General features: G+C 46.5%; 17 protein-coding genes. 13 read left to right on the forward strand and 4 right to left on the reverse strand.

Going from position 1 to position 19,032, the window contains the following annotated elements; translation table 11 throughout:
• Nucleotides 1-74 precede the first annotated feature (74 nt).
• Nucleotides 75-938, forward strand: a complete 864-nt coding sequence (locus AC1DE7_RS00815; RefSeq protein WP_339189045.1) for an SDR family oxidoreductase — start codon at nt 75-77, stop codon at nt 936-938.
• A 47-nt stretch (nt 939-985) separates the two neighbouring features.
• Here the strand turns inward: AC1DE7_RS00815 and thrS are convergent, their stop codons facing one another.
• From thrS to AC1DE7_RS00830, 3 genes are all read right to left on the reverse strand, one after another.
• The gene (thrS, locus tag AC1DE7_RS00820; RefSeq protein WP_477533547.1) at nt 986-2,986 is read right to left on the reverse strand and encodes a threonine--tRNA ligase; all 2,001 of its coding nucleotides are present in this window, start codon (nt 2,984-2,986) and stop codon (nt 986-988) included.
• A 472-nt stretch (nt 2,987-3,458) separates the two neighbouring features.
• Complete coding sequence (locus tag AC1DE7_RS00825) at nt 3,459-5,219, reverse strand: sensor histidine kinase (protein ID WP_477533548.1); 1,761 nt, start codon at nt 5,217-5,219, stop codon at nt 3,459-3,461.
• Nucleotides 5,216-5,977: a response regulator transcription factor gene (locus AC1DE7_RS00830; RefSeq protein ID WP_074094036.1), complete on the reverse strand. Its 762-nt coding sequence runs from the start codon at nt 5,975-5,977 to the stop codon at nt 5,216-5,218. The genes AC1DE7_RS00825 and AC1DE7_RS00830 overlap by 4 nt, the downstream gene beginning before the upstream one ends.
• Before the next feature lie 219 nt (nt 5,978-6,196).
• On the opposite strand from AC1DE7_RS00830, the gene AC1DE7_RS00835 reads away from it, so the two are divergent.
• Together AC1DE7_RS00835 and AC1DE7_RS00840 are read left to right on the forward strand one after the other, a co-directional pair.
• Complete coding sequence (locus AC1DE7_RS00835) at nt 6,197-7,297, forward strand: M23 family metallopeptidase (RefSeq protein ID WP_477533549.1); 1,101 nt, start codon at nt 6,197-6,199, stop codon at nt 7,295-7,297.
• A gap of 337 nt (nt 7,298-7,634) precedes the next feature.
• Nucleotides 7,635-8,138: a GNAT family N-acetyltransferase gene (locus AC1DE7_RS00840; protein ID WP_127544127.1), complete on the forward strand. Its 504-nt coding sequence runs from the start codon at nt 7,635-7,637 to the stop codon at nt 8,136-8,138.
• Between the two features lie 116 nt (nt 8,139-8,254).
• Here the strand turns inward: AC1DE7_RS00840 and AC1DE7_RS00845 are convergent, their stop codons facing one another.
• A complete protein-coding gene (locus AC1DE7_RS00845) occupies nt 8,255-8,746 on the reverse strand; it encodes a DinB family protein (RefSeq protein WP_477533550.1) in 492 nt (163 codons plus the stop codon).
• A gap of 286 nt (nt 8,747-9,032) precedes the next feature.
• On the opposite strand from AC1DE7_RS00845, the gene AC1DE7_RS00850 reads away from it, so the two are divergent.
• The 10 genes from AC1DE7_RS00850 (at nt 9,033) to AC1DE7_RS00895 (ending at nt 19,001) form a co-directional block, all read left to right on the forward strand.
• Nucleotides 9,033-9,452 (forward strand): hypothetical protein, encoded by a 420-nt coding sequence (locus AC1DE7_RS00850; protein ID WP_076251604.1) that lies wholly within the window; start codon nt 9,033-9,035, stop codon nt 9,450-9,452.
• Nucleotides 9,449-10,738 carry an ammonium transporter gene (locus AC1DE7_RS00855; protein WP_036610695.1) on the forward strand — a complete coding sequence of 430 codons (1,290 nt, stop codon included), beginning with the start codon at nt 9,449-9,451 and terminating at the stop codon, nt 10,736-10,738. The genes AC1DE7_RS00850 and AC1DE7_RS00855 overlap by 4 nt, the downstream gene beginning before the upstream one ends.
• 149 nt (nt 10,739-10,887) lie before the next feature.
• Nucleotides 10,888-11,829: a DUF1963 domain-containing protein gene (locus AC1DE7_RS00860; protein ID WP_036669159.1), complete on the forward strand. Its 942-nt coding sequence runs from the start codon at nt 10,888-10,890 to the stop codon at nt 11,827-11,829.
• A gap of 440 nt (nt 11,830-12,269) precedes the next feature.
• Complete coding sequence (locus AC1DE7_RS00865; RefSeq protein ID WP_051449640.1) at nt 12,270-12,728, forward strand: DinB family protein; 459 nt, start codon at nt 12,270-12,272, stop codon at nt 12,726-12,728.
• Between the two features lie 107 nt (nt 12,729-12,835).
• The gene (locus tag AC1DE7_RS00870) at nt 12,836-13,789 is read left to right on the forward strand and encodes an aminoglycoside phosphotransferase family protein (RefSeq protein WP_143781382.1); all 954 of its coding nucleotides are present in this window, start codon (nt 12,836-12,838) and stop codon (nt 13,787-13,789) included.
• A gap of 29 nt (nt 13,790-13,818) precedes the next feature.
• Nucleotides 13,819-14,523, forward strand: a complete 705-nt coding sequence (locus AC1DE7_RS00875; protein WP_026081203.1) for a response regulator transcription factor — start codon at nt 13,819-13,821, stop codon at nt 14,521-14,523.
• Nucleotides 14,524-14,578: 55 nt separating this feature from the next.
• Nucleotides 14,579-15,712 carry a sensor histidine kinase gene (locus AC1DE7_RS00880; RefSeq protein ID WP_477533551.1) on the forward strand — a complete coding sequence of 378 codons (1,134 nt, stop codon included), beginning with the start codon at nt 14,579-14,581 and terminating at the stop codon, nt 15,710-15,712.
• 99 nt (nt 15,713-15,811) lie between these two features.
• On the forward strand, nt 15,812-16,483 hold the full coding sequence (locus AC1DE7_RS00885; RefSeq protein WP_477533552.1) for a HAMP domain-containing protein: 672 nt from the start codon (nt 15,812-15,814) through the stop codon (nt 16,481-16,483).
• The gene (locus tag AC1DE7_RS00890; protein ID WP_477533553.1) at nt 16,477-18,345 is read left to right on the forward strand and encodes a transglycosylase domain-containing protein; all 1,869 of its coding nucleotides are present in this window, start codon (nt 16,477-16,479) and stop codon (nt 18,343-18,345) included. Before AC1DE7_RS00885 ends, AC1DE7_RS00890 begins: the two co-directional genes overlap by 7 nt.
• Nucleotides 18,346-18,455: 110 nt before the next feature.
• Nucleotides 18,456-19,001, forward strand: coding sequence for a DUF2569 domain-containing protein (locus AC1DE7_RS00895; protein WP_477533554.1), 546 nt, complete (start codon nt 18,456-18,458; stop codon nt 18,999-19,001).
• Nucleotides 19,002-19,032 lie beyond the last annotated feature (31 nt).

The following is a 19,032-nucleotide window of genomic DNA, read 5'->3' on the forward strand; positions in this document are numbered from 1 at the left end:
TCCTATCATTATCTCATATTGTCCGTCGTCGCGCCTCTAATTTCGGAACCTCAGGTTCAGAAGGGAAGTACCTCATGTCCAATCAGACAGCAATTGTAACAGGAGCTAACTCAGGTATGGGGTTGGCAACCACCATTGAACTTGCAAGGCAAGGATATCGCGTAATTATGGCATGCCGCAGTGAGAAGCGCGGACAGGAGGCTCTTCAGGAAGCTGTGCGTCAGTCCGGTTCTTCTGCGATTGAATTGATGCTGTGTGACCTGGGTTCACTCGAAAGTATACGCCAGTTTGCCGGCACATTCCGCGAGCGTCATGATCACCTTGACGTTCTGGTTAATAATGCGGGGGTAGTGATGGTTAAGCGGAAGGAAACCTCAGACGGGTTCGAACAAAGTATCGGTATTAACCATCTGGGACATTTCCTGCTGACCTTACTTTTGATAGAACCTCTGAAAGCTGCGAAGCAGGGACGGGTTGTGAACGTTTCGTCAGGTGCCTACAAGGCCGGCAAAATCCACTTCGAAGATCCACATCTGCACAAAGGTTATAATCCGATCAAAAGTTATGCTCAATCCAAACTGGCGAACGTGCTGTTCACTCGTGCACTGGCTAGCAAACTGTCAGGTACGTCTGTCACAGTGAACTGTCTACACCCTGGTGCGGTGGGAACGAGTATTGGCGTAGATCGCAATACCGGATTTGGCACACGCATTATGGCGTTTGCAGGTAAACTTCCATTCTTTCTGTCCCCTGAAGAAGGGGCGCGAACGGCTGTTTATCTGGCCACAAGCCCTGAAGTCGTCGGCATCACCGGTCGTTACTTCTATCAACAGAAAGAGCAGCAGCTGAAGGCACATGCCGTTGACGATGCTTCAGCTGAGCGTTTCTGGACGTGGAGCGAAGAACAGGTGGGGCTAAGAGATGACGAGAAGTTGTAATTCAGCACAAGCTGATGAGTGACTCATGAATAGAGTCGTTACATCTTTTATACTTTTGCCTTCACAGCTTGTTGGATCATTTCAATAACAGCTTCAATACGTTGGATGCCTTGATCTCCCTGACCGTATGCACGGACAGAGGCGGATGAGGCATTTTTCTCATTCTCACCAAGCACGAGCGAATAAGGCACTTTTTCCATCTGGGATTCACGGATTTTGTACCCGAGCTTCTCGCTGCGCAGATCTGTTTCTACCCGAATGCCCGCAGCACGGAGTTGGCTCTGTACTTGGAGTGCATAGTCTGCATAATGATCTGACACAGGTAGGAGCTTCACTTGTACAGGTGCGAGCCAGAGTGGGAACGCTCCTGCATAGTGCTCAGTCAGGATGCCGATGAAACGATCGATCGAACCATAGATGGCACGATGGATCACGACCGGACGGTGTTTCAGGCTATCCTCGCCAATGTAAGTGAGGTCGAATTTCTCCGGCATTTGAAAATCAAGTTGGATTGTTCCGCACTGCCAGCTGCGCTTCAGCGCATCGAGGATATGAAAGTCAATTTTCGGTCCATAAAAGGCACCGTCCCCTTCGTTAATGCGATACTCCACGCCCCGACGATCTAGTACATTTTGCAATGCGCGTTCCGCTTGATCCCACAGTTCCTCAGATCCCATGGAATCTTCTGGACGAGTGGACAATTCAATCTTATATTCGAATCCAAAGATATCGTACATACGTCCGATCAGTGAGATCGCCTGATTGATCTCGTCCTCGATCTGCTCTGGCATGACGTAGAGATGGGCATCATCCTGGCAGAATGTCCGCACACGCATCATGCCGTTCAGGGCACCTGAGAATTCATGACGGTGAACCTGACCAAATTCCATCATGCGAATTGGTAATTCGCGATAGGAATGAAGTGTATTTTTGAAGATCAGCATATGCCCAGGACAGTTCATCGGTTTCAGTGCAAAAGTGGCATCGTCCACTTCTGAGAAATACATATTGTCCTTGTAATGCTCCCAGTGACCGGATTGCTCCCACAGACGATTGTTCATCATGAGAGGAGTCCGAACTTCCTGATAACCTTCCTGTAATTGCAGCTCACGCGAGAATTGCTCCAGTTCAGTGCGAACAGTCATACCTTTGGGCAGATAAAAGGGCATGCCGGGCGCTTCTTCGGAGAACATGAACAGTTCAAGCTCTTTGCCAAGTTTACGGTGATCCCGTTTCTTCGCTTCTTCGAGCATGTGTAGATGTTCATCCAGTTGGGCTTTGTTCGGGAAAGCAGTGCCGTAGATACGTTGCAGCATCTTATTATCCGAGTTCCCCCGCCAGTACGCACCAGCTACATTCAACAGCTTGAACGCTTTGATCCGACCAGTGGATGGAAGATGGGGACCGCGACACAGATCGAAGAACTCTCCTTGATCATAAATCGAAAGCTCGGCGTCCTCTGGCAAATCCCGAATGAGTTCAAGCTTGTAAGGGTCCTGGATTTCTCCGAAGATACGGAGGGCTTCCTCCCGGTTAACGACCCGGCGACTGATCTTATGATTTTCCTGAATGATTTTGTTCATTTCCCGCTCGATGGCAGCCAGATCACTGATGGACAAGGCATGCTCCAGATCAACATCGTAATAGAATCCATCTTCAATGACTGGGCCGATACCCAGTTTCACTTGTTCTGCACCGTAGATGCGTTTGAGTGCCTGTGCGAGCACATGTGCTACGCTGTGACGATAACGATACAGACCTTCCGCACTTTCTAAAGTAACGATAACAAGTTCGCAATCTTGCTGGAGCACCCAATCGAGATCGACATTTTGACCATCTACAATACCGCCGATAGCCTGTTTCCCAAGACTTGTGCTGATAGATGAGGCAACCGCACCTACAGTGATGCCTGCTTCGTAAGAACGTATCGCGCCACCTTGCAGATGGACCTCAATGGAATGACTGGATGGTTGAAGATCATTTGCTTGGTTGTTTATTTCGTTACCTGATTTGTTGCTTACTGAGTTACTGTTTTCTTGTTTGCTCATGTGAACCACTCTCCATTTCTTAAAATGAAAGCGCAAAAAACACCCGTCCCGGAAAAGGGACGAGTGCGCTTGGCTCGTGGTTCCACCCTAATTTTGGTTATGGTGCACCCTGCTCTCGGCCAGCCGCCGGAACAGAAAACATCATAACCCTCATTGGAATCCGTTATCGGGGATCAGGCGGTGAACTCTACTGGCAGCAAGCCAAACATCCGAGGGAAGTTCGAAATGCTGAGGTTCGAGGTCACGGCTACAGAGGGGTAATTCCGGTCCGTTCGCTGAAGAAGGTTTCACCAATCCCCTCTCTCTCTGGGCAGCACGCAAACGAAATCATGTCTCTGGTCATCGCCAAATATGTTAGATCAACTCATTCAAATTATTCTGAAATGTGTTGCATTCAATATTAATATATTGGAACAGGTGTTATTGAGTGTCGATTATATAGACTGAAAATGGAAAGGTCAAGCGGAACATTTTAATTGGTTTCGGACGGCCCATCCCATATTAAGCGAATGATCGTTCCTTCACCAGGGGTGGACTGTACCTCAATACGACCATTCATGGCTTCGATCAAACCTTTGGTTACCGCCATGCCCAGCCCTGATCCAACGTCCGATGTACCTGTATCTGTACCGCGATAGTATCGTTCAAATAACTTCCATACCATCTCGGAGTCCATGCCTCTTCCATTATCGGCAAACTGAATGCTGAATTCATCTGATTGCTTACCAGAATGCACACTGACAACCAGGATGGACTCGGGCGGATTATGAAGAAGGGCATTGGCGGTCAGATTATCCACAATTCGTTCAAACGACGGAATATGGACAAGTCCATACACAGGCACTTCGGAAGGTTGAAATAGGATGCGACCTTCCCCATATGCCGGATTCCGTTCTGCGCGCTGGATCAGATCACGGAGTAACGTATTTACGTCAGTCTCTTCCACCACAGGTTGATATCCACCACTGCGTAATCGATAGGTCATGGCAAGGTCGTTGACAAGCCTGTCCATATACATGGACTTATCGAGCATTATGCCTGCGAATTCCCTGACTTCCTCCGCGGTCCAACTATACTTATCCGCCTCAAGCATATGAGCATATCCCTGAATGGAGGAGAGGGGTGTCTTCAGGTCATGTGTTATGCCAGCAATCCACTCCTCCCGCAGAGAATCGGTCTGTTTCCGAAGTTCTTCATCTTGCTTCAAAGTGTGAGACAGGGCCTGCATGGAGCGAAGCACTTCAGCATACACGTTGTATTTTCGCTTCCACTTTCCGTTACGACGCTGACTGCGAGGCACTCCAAAGGCTCCGGTAGGTTCCTCGTAATGTCCTCGTTCCAGACGCTGTAACCATTGGAGCATATGCAGCATGGGTGAACCGAATCGGTTGGCATACCAGAAGGCAAGCAAAATGAGCAGAATGATGATGGATACAATCAATACGACCAATGCCGGTTCCAGAATAAAATTGTAGGGGTTCTGATCACTGTTCACCGCCGGATCAACAGGGATGCTAATCAGCCAAGTGGTTTCACTCTGTTCGTCGTACCACGTTGCAACAGACAGGCCAGAACGACTCGGATAGCGAACTTGCAGAACGAGTTCCTGAATGGTGTATTCGGTCGGTACGCCCATGGCTGGTTTGTTGAAGGAAGAAATTTCACGTCCTGACGGGTCCAATATTTGAAGATAAGCATTGGCAGTACGAAGGGCTTCCTGTTGGTTGGGCTGAAGATTAAGCTTCCCGTTGGTAAAAGCAAGATTTGAACGAATGTTATTCATTAAGGACTTGGCCGGGTTACGCTCACCATATAACAAGGTAAAATCCTTTCCGTTCTTCTCCCGGATTAGCATGGCGATCTGATAAGGGAACGGCTTCTGGCTTTCCCAGTATGCAATCAATTCCCCCGGTTTATAGTGAGTAGGAACATCGGCAGGTGTGTGATATTCATCAATGGCGTAACCTTGTTCATCCAGAACCTGGAGCCAGCCTTGATTTTTGTCCACTTGCTTCAGCAATGCAGGGTCATACCGGATGGTATTATCCGGCATGATCTCTGCTGTACTAATCAATTGGTCCAGACCGTTAAGAGCAAAATCATCGATCAGATTCACTTCATTTACCTTTTGCACGACCCAGTAAGTGGCTACAGAACCAAGCAGGATGATAAGAACGACTGCACCGGCAAGCATCCCGATAAACCGGGTCATTAACCTGCGACGAATACTCATGGGCGTGACACATGTTCAGGCTGAATCAGTTTGTAACCCAGACCCCGGACGTTTACGAGAAACACGGGATTGGAAGGATCGGCTTCAATGCGCTCCCGAATGCGGTGAATATGAACCATCACGGTATTGTCATCACTAATGGCTTCCGAGCCCCAGACCCGCTCATATAGATCTGATTTGGTGAAGATTCGATTGGGATGTTTGCAGAAAAAGAGTAACAGTTGGAACACAAGTGCCGGACAAGATACGGACTCACCTTCAACACGAAGTTCACCAGCCCACTCCAGCACTTGAAACCGTCCAAAGTCGTACACGCCTTCCGATGTGCTGGGATATGACGTATTTACGTTAGATGGGACGTGATCCGAGATCGCTGCGGTTTTAGATGGTAAATAACGCTTCAGTAATGATTTAATTCGAGCAACGACTTCCAGCGGATTAAAGGGTTTGGCGACATAATCGTCGCCACCAACAGCGAATCCGGTTAATTTGTCATAATCGGTTGTTTTGGCCGTCAGAAACAGGATGGGCGCATCGGTGACCTGCCGTAGAAAAGGACAGATTTCCAGTCCACTTTTGCCAGGAAGCATGATGTCGAGCACGATGCAATGATACGTCTTGTTGTTACATGCCTCGATGGCAGCTTCGCCTGTTGTAACGGTATCAATATCGAGAAACTGCTCTTTGAGCAGAACGGTTTTGAGCATATGCAGAATAGCCTGTTCATCATCCACAAGCAGTAATGAGACGTTATCCATAGTTTAAAAATGACCTCCTGATCCTTCCGTTGTGTGTATTGCTAATCATACCATCCAAGAAGGCTGTATAGCGTACTAGCTATCTTAACGGAATCTTAATTATATAACCTCAAAAGGCGTTGCAAGTTTAACTACATGTAAGATGGGGTTAGACGAAGGATAAGACTCATTCTGTACACTTAACTGGAAAGTATAATATTAGCAGAAGGGATGTTGAGAATGAACAGAGAAGGTCATCTGAAATCAGAACAACAAACACATTCAAAATTACAGAATAGAAAGGGCTGGAAGGTGCTTGCGATTACCCTTGGAGCTTGCGTAATACTGTCTGCTTGCGGCAACAGTAACTCCATTACTTCCGACCAGGCAGAGCAGCAGTCAGCAGAACAGGCGTCCAATAATGAAGCGAGCCAGAACTCCAATCAGGAGCAGAACTCAAGTTCAGAGGTGAGCGCGGTGGTTACACCGGACAATTTCATAGATACGCTGATGAACGGTTCAAAGGATGCAATCTATAATCAGTTCTCTCCGGAATTAAAGGGGACGTTAACACTTGAACAGTTCAAAACGACTGCTGATCCTTTTCTGGAGGGTGTTGAATCGTGGGAGCAAGTGGTAGACGCCAAAATGAATCAAATATCCGAGGTGGCCTGGAAGGATCAGACTGGGACGAAAGGAATTCGAGCCTATTTTTCCGATGAAAATCAAATTGAAGGTCTCTCGATCCAACCGCTGCAAGCTCATGAGGACACGGATGCCAAATTCACCAAAACGGAATTTCAATTGCCGATGAAGGGAGAATGGTATGTATTCTGGGGAGGTAATGATGTGTTGTCGAACTATCATTATGAGCACGAAACGCAGCGGTATGCGCTGGATATCGTACGGACCAAAGAGCAATCCAGTTATCAAGGTGATGCAAAGGAAAATCAAAACTACTATGCTTTTGGTGAACCGCTCTATGCAGCTGCCGATGGTACTGTCGTCGATATCAAAAATGATATACCGGACAATGTACCGGGTGTCATGAATCCGGAAGAACCGGCTGGTAACTACGTGGTAATCGACCATGGCAACAGTGAATACAGCATCACAGGACACATCAAGGAAGGCAGTGTTTCGGTCAAAAAAGGAGATAAGCTCAAGCAGGGAGACCCTATCGGTGAGCTTGGTAATTCGGGAAATTCCAGTGAAGCTCATCTGCATTTCCAGGTGTCGGATGGAGCGGATTTGTTCACATCTCGCTCAATTAATATTCGCTGGGCAGACCAGAGCCAGCAGTTCACTCGTGGTAACACAATACAGGGAATGCCAGAGTAATGCTATATATAAGTTAAAGCATTGAATTTACACTGGACTACTACGCGGTCAGAACCATCTTCCGATCGCTGTTATCCCCAGATTTTATTGATTCCCTTATATAAAGGGGCAAATCCGGGGATAAAGGCGCAGTGTATGCTTCCGAAGTAGCTTTCTTGCAGAAAGCTTTTAGCTTCGCTTCTTCTGATTGGTTCTGTCCTCTCCGTTGTCGTGTAAATGTTTACTTAAACATATACAGATTTCTCTGTCAGAATGTTAGGGATGACGAAGACTTCTCTTCTCCGTTATAATATCTTCTATAATTAGAGGTTTGATCTGGAATGATGGAGGAATAGCGATGAAACTGGAAGATGTGCAGATTGAATATGCGCGCCTGGAGGACTTGCCGAGGATTGTGGAGATTTATAATTCTACTATTGAGGGCCGTATGGCAACAGCGGATTTGGAGCCAGTGACGGTGGAGCAACGTTTGCCTTGGTTCGAGGAACATACACGGGAACATCGTCCGCTTTGGGTGATGAAGCAGGCAGGACAGGTGGTAGCTTGGGCGAGTCTCAGCTCGTTCTATGGACGTCCTGCGTATAATGGAACGGTGGAAGTCAGTGTATACGTGGATCAGCAATGCCGCGGAATTGGGGCTGGTGGACGTTTGCTCGAAACGGTATTTGCAGCATGTCCTGCACTTGGAATTAAGACCATTCTTGGATTTGTCTTCGGGCATAACGAACCGAGTCTGGGGTTATTGCGCAAGCATGGTTTTGAACAGTGGGGATATTATCCCGAAGTGGCCGTGTTGGATGGTGTGAATAGAGATCTGGCGATTTTGGGCAAAAAAATATAAGTGTCGTTCTTATTCGTAACATAAGAACACTGAAAACCTCCAACCTAAATTAATAGGATTGGAGGTTTTTTTGTCGTTCGACTATATTCTATGCTATGTGAAAGTGTAGGTTGTGCTTACACGCCAAGCTGCTTTTTAATCTCTTGAATCTGTCCCAGATGACGTTCCTCATGATAACTTGTAAAGTCAATCCATTGGGTAAGATCCATCTCACCAAATACGGGATGAGGAAAGGACTTGCTACGCAACAGGTCAGGATCATGATCCAATGCAAAGTTGTTTAACGCTTGGTGAGATTCGTCCAGATCACTGCGTACGTCTGCAAGTGCTTCAGGCGCTGCTGGAGGCTGAAGATGGGGTGGTGCCTCGACGGAGCGGCTGCGGTCCAACGATAATTCATATGGTTTTTTGTCCACAGACACCGTCTGTTCCTTCTCGAGGGCCAGGCGGGCTTGTTTTCCAATAACATTTTCCATCAGATTCAGATGTCGTAGTACTTGCATAATACTCCATTGTTGGGGTGAAGGTTTTCGGTTCAATTGTTCTTCTTCGAGTCCAGAGACTGCTTCCCAGATTTGGTTGCGTATACTGTCATTACGAGTAAACATTGTGGAATCCTCTCCTTATATACAGGTTCTATGATGCGGGTAGTCTGTGTATGTTCATTACCCCAAATGTGGATGCTTATTCTATAAGCATTGAGAATGGAAAGAGTGAATGCGAACCTGGGCAACATTATCCTTTGTTAGATGTAATTCGTGGCAAATAAAAAAAGCCGTTCTCCATGAACGGTTCATTTAAATCCATCCCAAGTCCAAAAAAAGATTGACGGGCTGACCCCGGCAAACTATAATCGGTACAAGTAACTTGATATGTAAGGAGTCCTGACATGATATGTTAGTAATCGACGAGGTGTATCACCATACAGCATTGCAAATATCATCGTCCGATTTATTGTACCTTATCGAACGGCTGAAGGTCAAAAAAGAAAATGAGATCCAAACGCTCAAGCAGAAGATCGAACAGTTCGAACAAAAGCGTCGAGCGGAAGAGATCGCTTATCAATCGTTGTCGCCCGTACGCAAATGGTTCGCGGGCCGCCCCGCATCCCATCATCAGGCGGTGGAGTATATGGTGCAGGTGAAGGAACGTTTTCGCAAGATGGAACAGATTCGCAGACGCATACGTGAATTAGATCAGATCTCAGAACGAATTAAGCATCCGGACAGCATTGAGCGGGACGAGATTGAGCTTGCGCCCGATACAATCCGTGAGCTCAGACAGCTTAGTGAAACGGAGGATGTACAAGCATGACTTTGGAGACGTTAAGCACCGGGATTGATACGGTCTGGGTCGTACTGAGTGCAGCGATGATTTTATTGATGGAGGGTGGATTCGCCCTGCTCGAGGCTGGCTTTGTGCGTTATAAAAATAGTGTGAACATTATTATGAAGGTATTTGCTGACATTACGATTGGGACGTTACTGTTCTATGCGATCGGTTTTGGACTGATGTATGGTTCGGACGTTGGCGGTTTTGCGGGAGTAACGGGATTTTTCCTGAATGGGGATTTGTCTCACCTGGACGTGCCGGTATCTCTGGAGACATTCTGGTTGTTCCAGGCGGCCTTTACCATTGCCGTTATTTCCATCGTTTCGGGAGCGGTAGCCGAGCGGATCAACTTCCGTGCTTATCTTTTGTATATCATATTGATGACGGCAATCATCTATCCGATTGGTGGACACTGGGCATGGGGCGGCGGCTGGCTTAGTCAGCTGGGGATGCAGGACTTTGCCGGTTCGGCTGTCATCCATGCACTCGGCGGATTCTCGGCATTGGCGGCTGCGATTATCATCGGCCCGCGTAAAGGGAAGTACACGCCACTTGGCGTAAGTGCCATTGCACTCCCGAGCAATCTGCCACTGGCATCTGTAGGTGCATTTCTGTTATGGTTCGGCTGGTTTGGCTTCAATGCGGGTAGTACACTCAGCGCGACAGATGTAAGAATTGGTCACATTGCGATTGTCACGATGTTATCTGCGGCTTCGGGTGGTGCAGTTACGCTACTGTATACGTTATTCCGCTTCAATCGTTCAGATGCACCCTCGGTCATTAACGGTTCGCTTGCAGGACTGGTCGGTATTACGGCAGGCTGTGCTTTTGTTGGCGATGTAGCAGCGATATTCATTGGGGCAGTATCCGGCTTGTTGATGATGGCTGCCACTAACTGGCTGGACCGTCGACAGATTGATGATCCGGTTGGTGCTTTCCCGGTGCATGCCGCATCAGGAATGTGGGGCACGATTGCTGTAGGTCTGTTTGCCACGGATGGTGGATTATTTATGGGCGGCGGCTGGAGGTTGCTGGGTGTTCAGGCACTTGGCCTTACAGCCTTGGTCATCTGGGGATTCGCCATGACCTGGATCGGGCTGAAGTTGATTGGCAAAATTGTGCCTGTACGTTCGACAGAAGAAGAGGAAGATCTGGGTCTGGATATCAGTTATCATGGTGTGATGGCAGCCCATCAGGCCCATGAATTCCTGGACGGTGAGGAGCATATGCGTGCTTACCAGGAAAAGTCTTCTGATCCAAATCGTTAAATGGAATATAGGATAAAGAAGTAGACTGACAGGGGATGTCAGTCTCTTTTTTTGCTAGAAGCAGGGAAAGACGTCCGGGCGGAAGAATATACAGGTGTGAACCTGAATATGTCTCAGCATAGGTGTATTGTCAAAAGGGGAGGATCTATATGATTAAGCCAGAACAATGTGAACGTCTGACCAGAAAAGCCCGTAAAACACTTGAGGAATATGGTTTGGGAGTTGCTGCTGATCTGCTGTTGTCCTCAAGCCGCTGGGGAATTCGCCTCGATGTATCCACACTGGACGAATATCGCAGAACAGGAAACTCACGTGTGGGTGGACATCCGGATTTGCCAAGTCGCATGGAATGGCCCGTAACACAAGAAGGAGTTCCAATGACTTTCCTGGCCCAACTGAACCTGGTGGATTTGTCGCCGTATACGCCGAATGATGGGCGCGGGACTTTGCCTGAACGTGGAATGTTATACTTTTTCGTTGGCAAGGATGAATCTGCTTGTCCCATTGAACATCGTGTGATTTTTGAGCCAAGTTCTCATAACCTCATAAGGCGAGAGCCTGAAGGTGATACCGCGCTGGATGGAGCACCGTTTGTTGCACATTCGGTGACTGTGCTGCCTAATCTTGAGTTTCCTACATATGCATATATTGACGCCAACGCGCTGAATGAGCTCTCGCCTTCTCTGCTTGAGACCGATGAGGCCGAAGCGGAAGTGAGTCTGTATGACCGTTACCTTGAATTCGAGTCGAGTTGGAATCATCCAAGTACGCTGAATTGGGGTGGTATGTTTGGATATCCTGACGGGCAGCATCCGGATGCCGAGCATCGTGCCTTGTTACAGATCGCACTGGGAGAAGAGTACGATTATAATGAGCAGGAGTGTGAGAAGAAGCTGACCAAACATTACGGCGGTGATGAGGATCGGACATGGCAGGAACTATCCGATACGCTACTGCTGTTGAAGATAGATACACATGATGCTATTGGTTTCCAATGGTGGGATTGCGGGGAACTGCAATTTTTCATTCGCAAGTCTGACTTGGAGGCTGGACGATTCGAGCAAACGTATTGTTCGTTATACTCAAGTTGAGCAAAGATTTGAAAACAAATAGGCAACAAAATGTCCTGAATCCCGTCTATATGAAGGAGGAAGGACTTTTTTTGTTCGTAGATTGTTATATAAATTGAACTAAAGAATATTTACACTGCACACTCCGATGACAGAACAACCTTCCGATCGCTGTTATCCCCAGATTTTTTTGATTCCTCTTATAAAGGGGAAATCCGGGGATAGCGTATGCTTCCGATGTAGCTTTCTTGCAGAAAGCTTGTAGGCGAAGTGTATGCTTTCGAAGTAGCTTTCCTGCAGAAAGCTTGTAGCTCCGCTTCTTCAGGTCCTTTCTGTCTTCTCCGTTTTGTGTAAATGTTTTGTTCAATTTATATAGATTTGGGGTATATATTAAGGAGGGATATCTTGGTTGATAACCGATCATATGTTCTGTATAATGGGATAAAAAGGAAGTGTAACTGTTGATTCAATCTGCGTTTAAACATATTGACGTGGCTGTAACATCTTTAATCGATATATGTGATCAGCTGTCGGAAGAAGACTTGGCTTTGACTCCAATTGAAGGTAAACGACCTGTTGGAGAATTACTAGCCCATCTTTCTGTGATCTGCCGAGCGGATGTTTATATTTCCGAAGGTGCATCGGAGGAAGAGATGGCTCAATTCTATGCAGAGAATCAGGTGCATTCGCTCGGTGAGATCAAGCAGGCTCTGATTGATAACCAGATGTATCTATACCAACGGTACAGGCAGTTTAACACGGAAGAGTTATTACATGTGACGGATTCGTACTGGGGAGCTTCCTATAGTCGGCTGGAGTGGTTACTTGAGATTATGGGGCATGTATATCATCACAGAGGACAATTGTATACGATGCTGACCCTGACGGGCAAAGAACCCGAATCAGTACTTTTTAAATAGAAACGGATAGAATACATATAAGCATGTTATAGGAAATATCATGGGTTAAAGTGGGAATAGACCGACGATACTACACGCCATACGTGAAATAACGGAGGATTCGGGACGTGGAACAACACGATACATGGAATGCATCGATGGACAATACGTTGATTGACAGGTTAAAACAGATTCCTGAACTTGGTCAGGCCACGCGGATTGAACCTGTTATGAAGGGTTATTCAGCAGATACTAAATTCAAAATGTTTGTCCCTGGTCAAGGCCATGTGCTGGTGAGGGTGTATGATATTGCTGAGGAATGGATGAAGCAAAGGGAATATCAATATTTGCAGAGCATGCAACAATTAGGTGTACTGTGTCCAGCAACGTTGGGCACAGGTAGATTGGATGAGAAGAACGGATATATGATTCTTAGCTACATTGAAGGCGAAGATGCTTCTGAGAGATTGCCTCAGCTGAATGAACAGCAGCAGTGGGCGGTTGGTTTGGAAGCAGGAGCGCAGCTACAGCTGATTCACCAGTTGCCGATGGAGGAACAGATCGAATCATGGTACATACGCAAGAGCACCAAGCATCAACGTTACGTGGAGCGCTATAAACAGTGCCCTATTGTGATGAAAGAGGATCATGTTATTCTAACGTTTATTGCAGACCATCTCGGTTGGATGAAAAATCGTCCAGATGGATTTCAGCATGATGACTTTCACCCGAGCAATCTTGTCGTTAAGCAGGATAAACTCGTAGGAGTGATTGATTTTAATCGTTATGATCAAGGTGATCCCATTCATGAATTTTTGAAGCTGGGTTTGTTTGCTTCGGAGATCAGTATTCCATATTCCATAGGTCAAATTCAAGGCTATTTCGATGGCAATGAACCGGATGAGTTATTCTGGAGATTGTATTCACTGTATACGGCTATGGCGCTGGTGTCTTCTGTGGTGTGGATTCAGCAGGTGAAGCCTGAAGAGACGCTTGAGATGATGGCCAAGATCGAGCGTGTCCGTGAAGATCACGATGATTTTCGCAGTTTCATCCCTCGGTGGTATACTTTGAACAGGTAAGGAATTATGGAAGGGAAAGGAATAATGCCGTGGCACAGCCAGCAACCATTCTGCTTGTGGATGATGAGCAGGAGATTATTAAACTGATGGAAATTTATTTTGGCAACGAGGGTTATCGGATTCTCACCGCGAATGATGGGCTTGAAGCACTGGAACAATTGAAAAAAGAGTCGATCGATCTCATTATTCTGGATGTCATGATGCCAAATATGGACGGAATCGAAGCTTGTATGAAAATTCGGGAAGAGCAGAAAATGCCGATTATTATGCTGTCCGCCAAAAGTATGGATATGGATAAAATCACAGGGCTAAGCATCGGTGCCGATGATTATGTGACCAAGCCGTTTAACCCGCTTGAACTTGTCGCACGGGCGAAATCCCAGCTGCGCAGGTATCATACCTTCAATGAAGGTCGGGAGAACAAAGAGCACGAGTGGGTTATTGATGATCTGGTCATAAATACCGATACACATGAAGTTTGGGTGGATGAGCAGCCGGTTCGTCTGACTCCGCGTGAATTTGCTGTTCTTGAATTACTGGCTCGTCACCAAGGTTCAGTACTTAGTATGGAACAGATCTATCGTCAAGTCTGGAAAGAAGAATTCATGGAGTCGAATAATACAGTCATGGTACATATTCGCAAGATTCGTGAGAAGATTGAACTCGACAGCAAACACCCCAAGTTTATTCAGACCGTATGGGGTGTTGGTTATAAGATGATCAAACCGCAATAAACATGTACATTCACAGGATGTCGTGTAACATGAACACATTCAGGGAGTTCCTACTATGAATTCAAAGTTGATTAATACAGTCCGATGGAAATTTATCTATGCATTTCTGCTGAGCGGTATATTAACTGCAGTTATTTTGTATGGGGGTAGTAAGGTGGGGCAGACCATCCTGGAAGCTCAGACGTATCCGGATTATTCCATTCCAGCCCAAGGGATCAGGTGGTTGGTGAATAATATCGGTTCGGTGCCTTTGATGATTGTGGTAGGCGTGCTTGGTTTTGTGCTGTTTTTTTTCCTGTTCTCACGCAAGGTGATGCGGGTCCTGGATGAAATTACGGCGGGGATTCAGGAGGTTGCCAAAGGAGAGTTATCCCATCGCATCGAAGTGAAAACCTCGGATGAATTCGGAGTCGTTGCTGCAAGCATTAATCAGATGGCTGAACAATTGCAGTTATCGCTTCAGGAAGAGCGTAATGCAGTTGCTGCCAAAAACGATCTGATTACGGGGATATCACATGATCTGAGAACACCACTCACTTCTATTCTGGGATTTCTGGAGTACATCGAGAAGGATCGCTACCAAGATGAGATTGAGATGCGCTATTACGTTAGCATTGCCTATGAGAAATCCTTGACCCTTCGCAAGTTAATTGATGACTTGTTCGAATATACGCGTGTGAGTGGCGGGAGCCTTCCGTTATCTCTGCAAGCGTTGAACCTGAATTCGTTTCTGATGCAGCTGGCTGAAGAGTTTACTCCCATGCTGGAGGATGCTGGCATGACCTACAAGATCATCGGCGGGCAAGACCCACTATGGATACAGGCTGCTCCGGGGGAGCTTGTAAGAGCATATGAGAATCTGTTCAGCAATGCCATTCGGTATGGTTCGCAAGGTAAACGAATGGAGATTGGGCTGGCCCTTGAAGGTAAAGAGGCTGTAGTCCGCATCAGTAATTATGGTGATCCGATTCCGGCACAAGATCTGCCACATCTATTTGATCGATTCTATCGGGTAGATAAATCCCGTTCCCGCGATACGGGAGGTACCGGTCTCGGCCTGGCGATTGCCAAATCGATGATTGAATTACATCGAGGAAGTATCGTTGCTTACAATGAAAATGGCAGAACGGATTTTGTTACCCGTTTCCCTGTAACCGCTGCTTCACCAAGTAATTACTCAGAGGAATAAAAATTAAGAATTTGGTAAGAAGTTAGCCACTATCTCATTAAGAAATATTCGGTATTCTACCTCTATTACCATATTATTGTATAGAGGAGGATACCGAATATGAAGTCTCAATTTAGTACAGTAAGACTAAGATACATATACATTGGAGGAGCAAGCGCGTTACTGAGCGCAGCGCTCCTTTTTGTCGTTTATCACGTGCTACGGTTTGCCCACAATCACATCCTTCCAGATGCAGCATGGATAACGCGTATGATGAACTGGGGAATCAACCATATCGGAACAAAGCCGCTCTTTATCTTCATTGGAGGAGCCATGTTTGCGATCTTTTTCTGGATTCGATCCCAGAAGATTGCGGAAGATCTCAGTCAACTTGCACGCGGAACAGCCGAACTTGCATTGGGCCACAATCCTGGAAGAATTGATGTTCTAAGTGGTGGTGAACTACGACAAATTGCTGCCAATCTGAATGTAATTACGTTTCTCCTGTATGAGCAACCCGGCCTTCAGCAACATAATGAAGAAGACAAGGAGAACACTCAAACTATTTCTACACAGGTTGACCTACCGATAAAACTTACTCTCTACGGTATTCAATCTTCTCTGGATGAGATTATCCAAGGGCGGTGTCAGGACGAGATGGAAGTTCAGCATTGGGTCAAGTTGGCGTATGAACAGACATTGCTGCTTCATCATGCTCTGGAGATTACACAACGAGATAGACAGGAACACGAAGTTTCAATTGAACGGGTACACAAGGAGCCTGAATGTTGAAACACGTGAGCAAGCGATGGATGTATTACGTTTTTGATGCCGCAGTGGTTGTAGTTTTGATATTGACCCTTTTCTATCTCTATCTGATTACTTATGGCGAAGGAATGCTTCGCAATCGTCCAGAGGCCATGCAGGTGGCCTCTTCAACCATTATTACGAATGCAGAGGGGACCGAAATTTCGAGGTTGCATACGCAGACCAAAGGGTATTCCGAATATGCTGAACTGAACGCTATGCCAGATTTATTAAAGATGGCTTTTTTGGCTACAGAAGATCGACGTTTCTACAACCATGATGGACTGGATTTCATCGGACTTGGCAGAGCCATTATGCAAGACATCTTACATATGAATCTGAGTCAGGGAGGAAGCTCCATTACGCAGCAACTGGCAAGAAATCTGTATTTGAATGGGGATAAAACGTTGAGTCGAAAGGTGAATGAGATATCGATTGCGATGGCCCTGGAGAAGAAGTATAGCAAGGATGAAATTCTGGGAATGTATCTGAATCAGATCTACATGGGACGCCAGCAGTATGGTGTAAAAGCGGCAGCCTGGCGGTATTTCGGAATTAAGGATATGCACCAATTGAAACTATGGCAGATTGCTACATTAGCTGGAATGCCTAAAGGTCCATCCATATACAATCCAGTAGATTATCCTGAACTTTCCAAACAAAGACGTGCCGTTATCCTTGGACTAATGCATGAACAGGGACTAATTACACGAAAGCAGATGCTCCAAGCCCGTGATGTCGATTTCACGCCGCCTGAAACCGTATTGAATGCAACAACTTCACCGGGCTTGAGCGAGCCCGCATATGTGTCTGCCGTGGATGCTGTGATTCAGGAGGCTTCTCGGCTCACAGGTAAAAGTGAAGCAGAGATTCAATCGGCAGGTTGGGTTATTCAAACTGGGCTAGACGAACAGGCACAACTGGCGATGGAAGAAACATTTGCAGACGCTACCCGATTCCCCGATGATCGCCAAGACGAGCAGGTCCAGGCAAGTATGGTTATTATCGACCAGCACAACGGTGAAGTGAAAGCGATGATGGGTGGACGTAATCCTTTAAAAGGGGGCATCAACCGGGCGATTATGGATGCAAGGCAGCCAGGTTCATCTTTTAAACCGATTATTGCATATGGCCCTGCGTTGGAGTCGGGGAAGTTCAAGCCTGAGAGTATACTACTGGATAAACGCATGCAATATGGAAGCTATCAACCTTCCAATCTCGGTGGGCGTTACAGTGGTTCAATAGCCATGTCCCAAGCCTTGCAAAAGTCTATCAATGCCCCAGCCGTATGGCTGCTTCATGAGACAGGACTGAACGATGCACATCAATTTGCGGCACGACTCGGTATTGAACTGGGGAAAGAAGATCTAAACCTCTCAATTGCCTTGGGAGGTGTGCATCAGGGAGTGTCGCCAATGAAGATGGCGCAGGCCTATACGGTGTTTGCGAATCATGGCAAATTGAATACAGCCCATCTGATACGCGAGATTACAGATTCACAAGGACGGACAATATTTGCTCATAAGTCGGAAAATAAGCAGGTAATGTCCTCCAGTACGGCGAATGCCATGACCAGAATGCTGCAAAATGTAGTCAGTCAGGGAACAGGAAGCCGGGCACAACTCGGTCAGCACAAGGTAGCAGGGAAAACGGGAACAACACAGGCTGCATTACCTGGTGTGGGAAGAGAGGCCAATCGGGATTTGTGGTTTGTGGGCTATACGAGCAGCTGGACTGCGGCGGTCTGGATGGGATTTGATCATACGGATGAAGAACATTATATGAGGTCAGGAAGTGGTGTTGCAGCGGAGTTGTTCGCAACAGTGATGAGACGTGCTACCCAATAGAATGCAAGAGAGAGACCTTAGTCCAGATGGTTCTTTCCTTCTCTTGGATAACACAGAATATAGCTTCTAATGTATAATATGTGTCTTATCTATCGTAAACGGAGGCTGAAATGAACTATAAATATAGGAACTCGGAACTGGATACAAGCTCGCTGCAGCCTAAAAGTGGTATTAGACCGGAACGGCCTGGCATCTCCGGATTAGGCGGATGGCTTATATTAATTCAGATTGGCCTGTGGGTCACACTGGTGCTTCTTATTGCGGATATGTCGCAGGTAAATGTCATTATGGATCCGGTGAGATGGGAGGGTGTCCGTGGTGTTGATCCGGAACTTTATACTGAAGGGATACGCCCGCTCCTTTGGTTCGGGGTCATAAGCAGCGTCATTTTACTAATAATTGTTATCGTGAATCTCGTACTGCTGTATAAGAAAAAAAGGCAATTTCCGCGCATGATGATTATTCTGTACATTGCAAATGTATTGATTGGAATCGTGACATGGATCTTGATCGCACGAATTGAGATTCCGAGAGAGCAACATGTGCTCGATCCAACATCAGCATTTAATTTGACGATACGATCCATTCTGACATGTTGTATCTTTATCCCGTATTTTCTAAGGTCGGTACGTGTGAAAAATACGTTTGTGAAGTAAATAGAATATTGATTGATCTGCTGCTCTATAA

This window comes from Paenibacillus sp. 10L310 (genome assembly GCF_056395745.1).

What these genes read in the sequence shown, in the direction of transcription:
- AC1DE7_RS00855 (WP_036610695.1), top strand. Translation starts at nt 9,449, where the DNA reads ATGACTTTGGAGACGTTAAGCACCGGGATTGATACGGTCTGGGTCGTA.
- AC1DE7_RS00860 (WP_036669159.1), top strand. Translation starts at nt 10,888, where the DNA reads ATGATTAAGCCAGAACAATGTGAACGTCTGACCAGAAAAGCCCGTAAA.
- thrS (WP_477533547.1), bottom strand. Translation starts at nt 2,986, where the DNA reads ATGAGCAAACAAGAAAACAGTAACTCAGTAAGCAACAAATCAGGTAAC.
- AC1DE7_RS00880 (WP_477533551.1), top strand. Translation starts at nt 14,579, where the DNA reads ATGAATTCAAAGTTGATTAATACAGTCCGATGGAAATTTATCTATGCA.
- AC1DE7_RS00850 (WP_076251604.1), top strand. Translation starts at nt 9,033, where the DNA reads ATGTTAGTAATCGACGAGGTGTATCACCATACAGCATTGCAAATATCA.
- AC1DE7_RS00825 (WP_477533548.1), bottom strand. Translation starts at nt 5,219, where the DNA reads ATGAGTATTCGTCGCAGGTTAATGACCCGGTTTATCGGGATGCTTGCC.
- AC1DE7_RS00885 (WP_477533552.1), top strand. Translation starts at nt 15,812, where the DNA reads ATGAAGTCTCAATTTAGTACAGTAAGACTAAGATACATATACATTGGA.
- AC1DE7_RS00840 (WP_127544127.1), top strand. Translation starts at nt 7,635, where the DNA reads ATGAAACTGGAAGATGTGCAGATTGAATATGCGCGCCTGGAGGACTTG.
- AC1DE7_RS00845 (WP_477533550.1), bottom strand. Translation starts at nt 8,746, where the DNA reads ATGTTTACTCGTAATGACAGTATACGCAACCAAATCTGGGAAGCAGTC.
- AC1DE7_RS00830 (WP_074094036.1), bottom strand. Translation starts at nt 5,977, where the DNA reads ATGGATAACGTCTCATTACTGCTTGTGGATGATGAACAGGCTATTCTG.
- AC1DE7_RS00890 (WP_477533553.1), top strand. Translation starts at nt 16,477, where the DNA reads ATGTTGAAACACGTGAGCAAGCGATGGATGTATTACGTTTTTGATGCC.
- AC1DE7_RS00815 (WP_339189045.1), top strand. Translation starts at nt 75, where the DNA reads ATGTCCAATCAGACAGCAATTGTAACAGGAGCTAACTCAGGTATGGGG.
- AC1DE7_RS00835 (WP_477533549.1), top strand. Translation starts at nt 6,197, where the DNA reads ATGAACAGAGAAGGTCATCTGAAATCAGAACAACAAACACATTCAAAA.
- AC1DE7_RS00895 (WP_477533554.1), top strand. Translation starts at nt 18,456, where the DNA reads ATGAACTATAAATATAGGAACTCGGAACTGGATACAAGCTCGCTGCAG.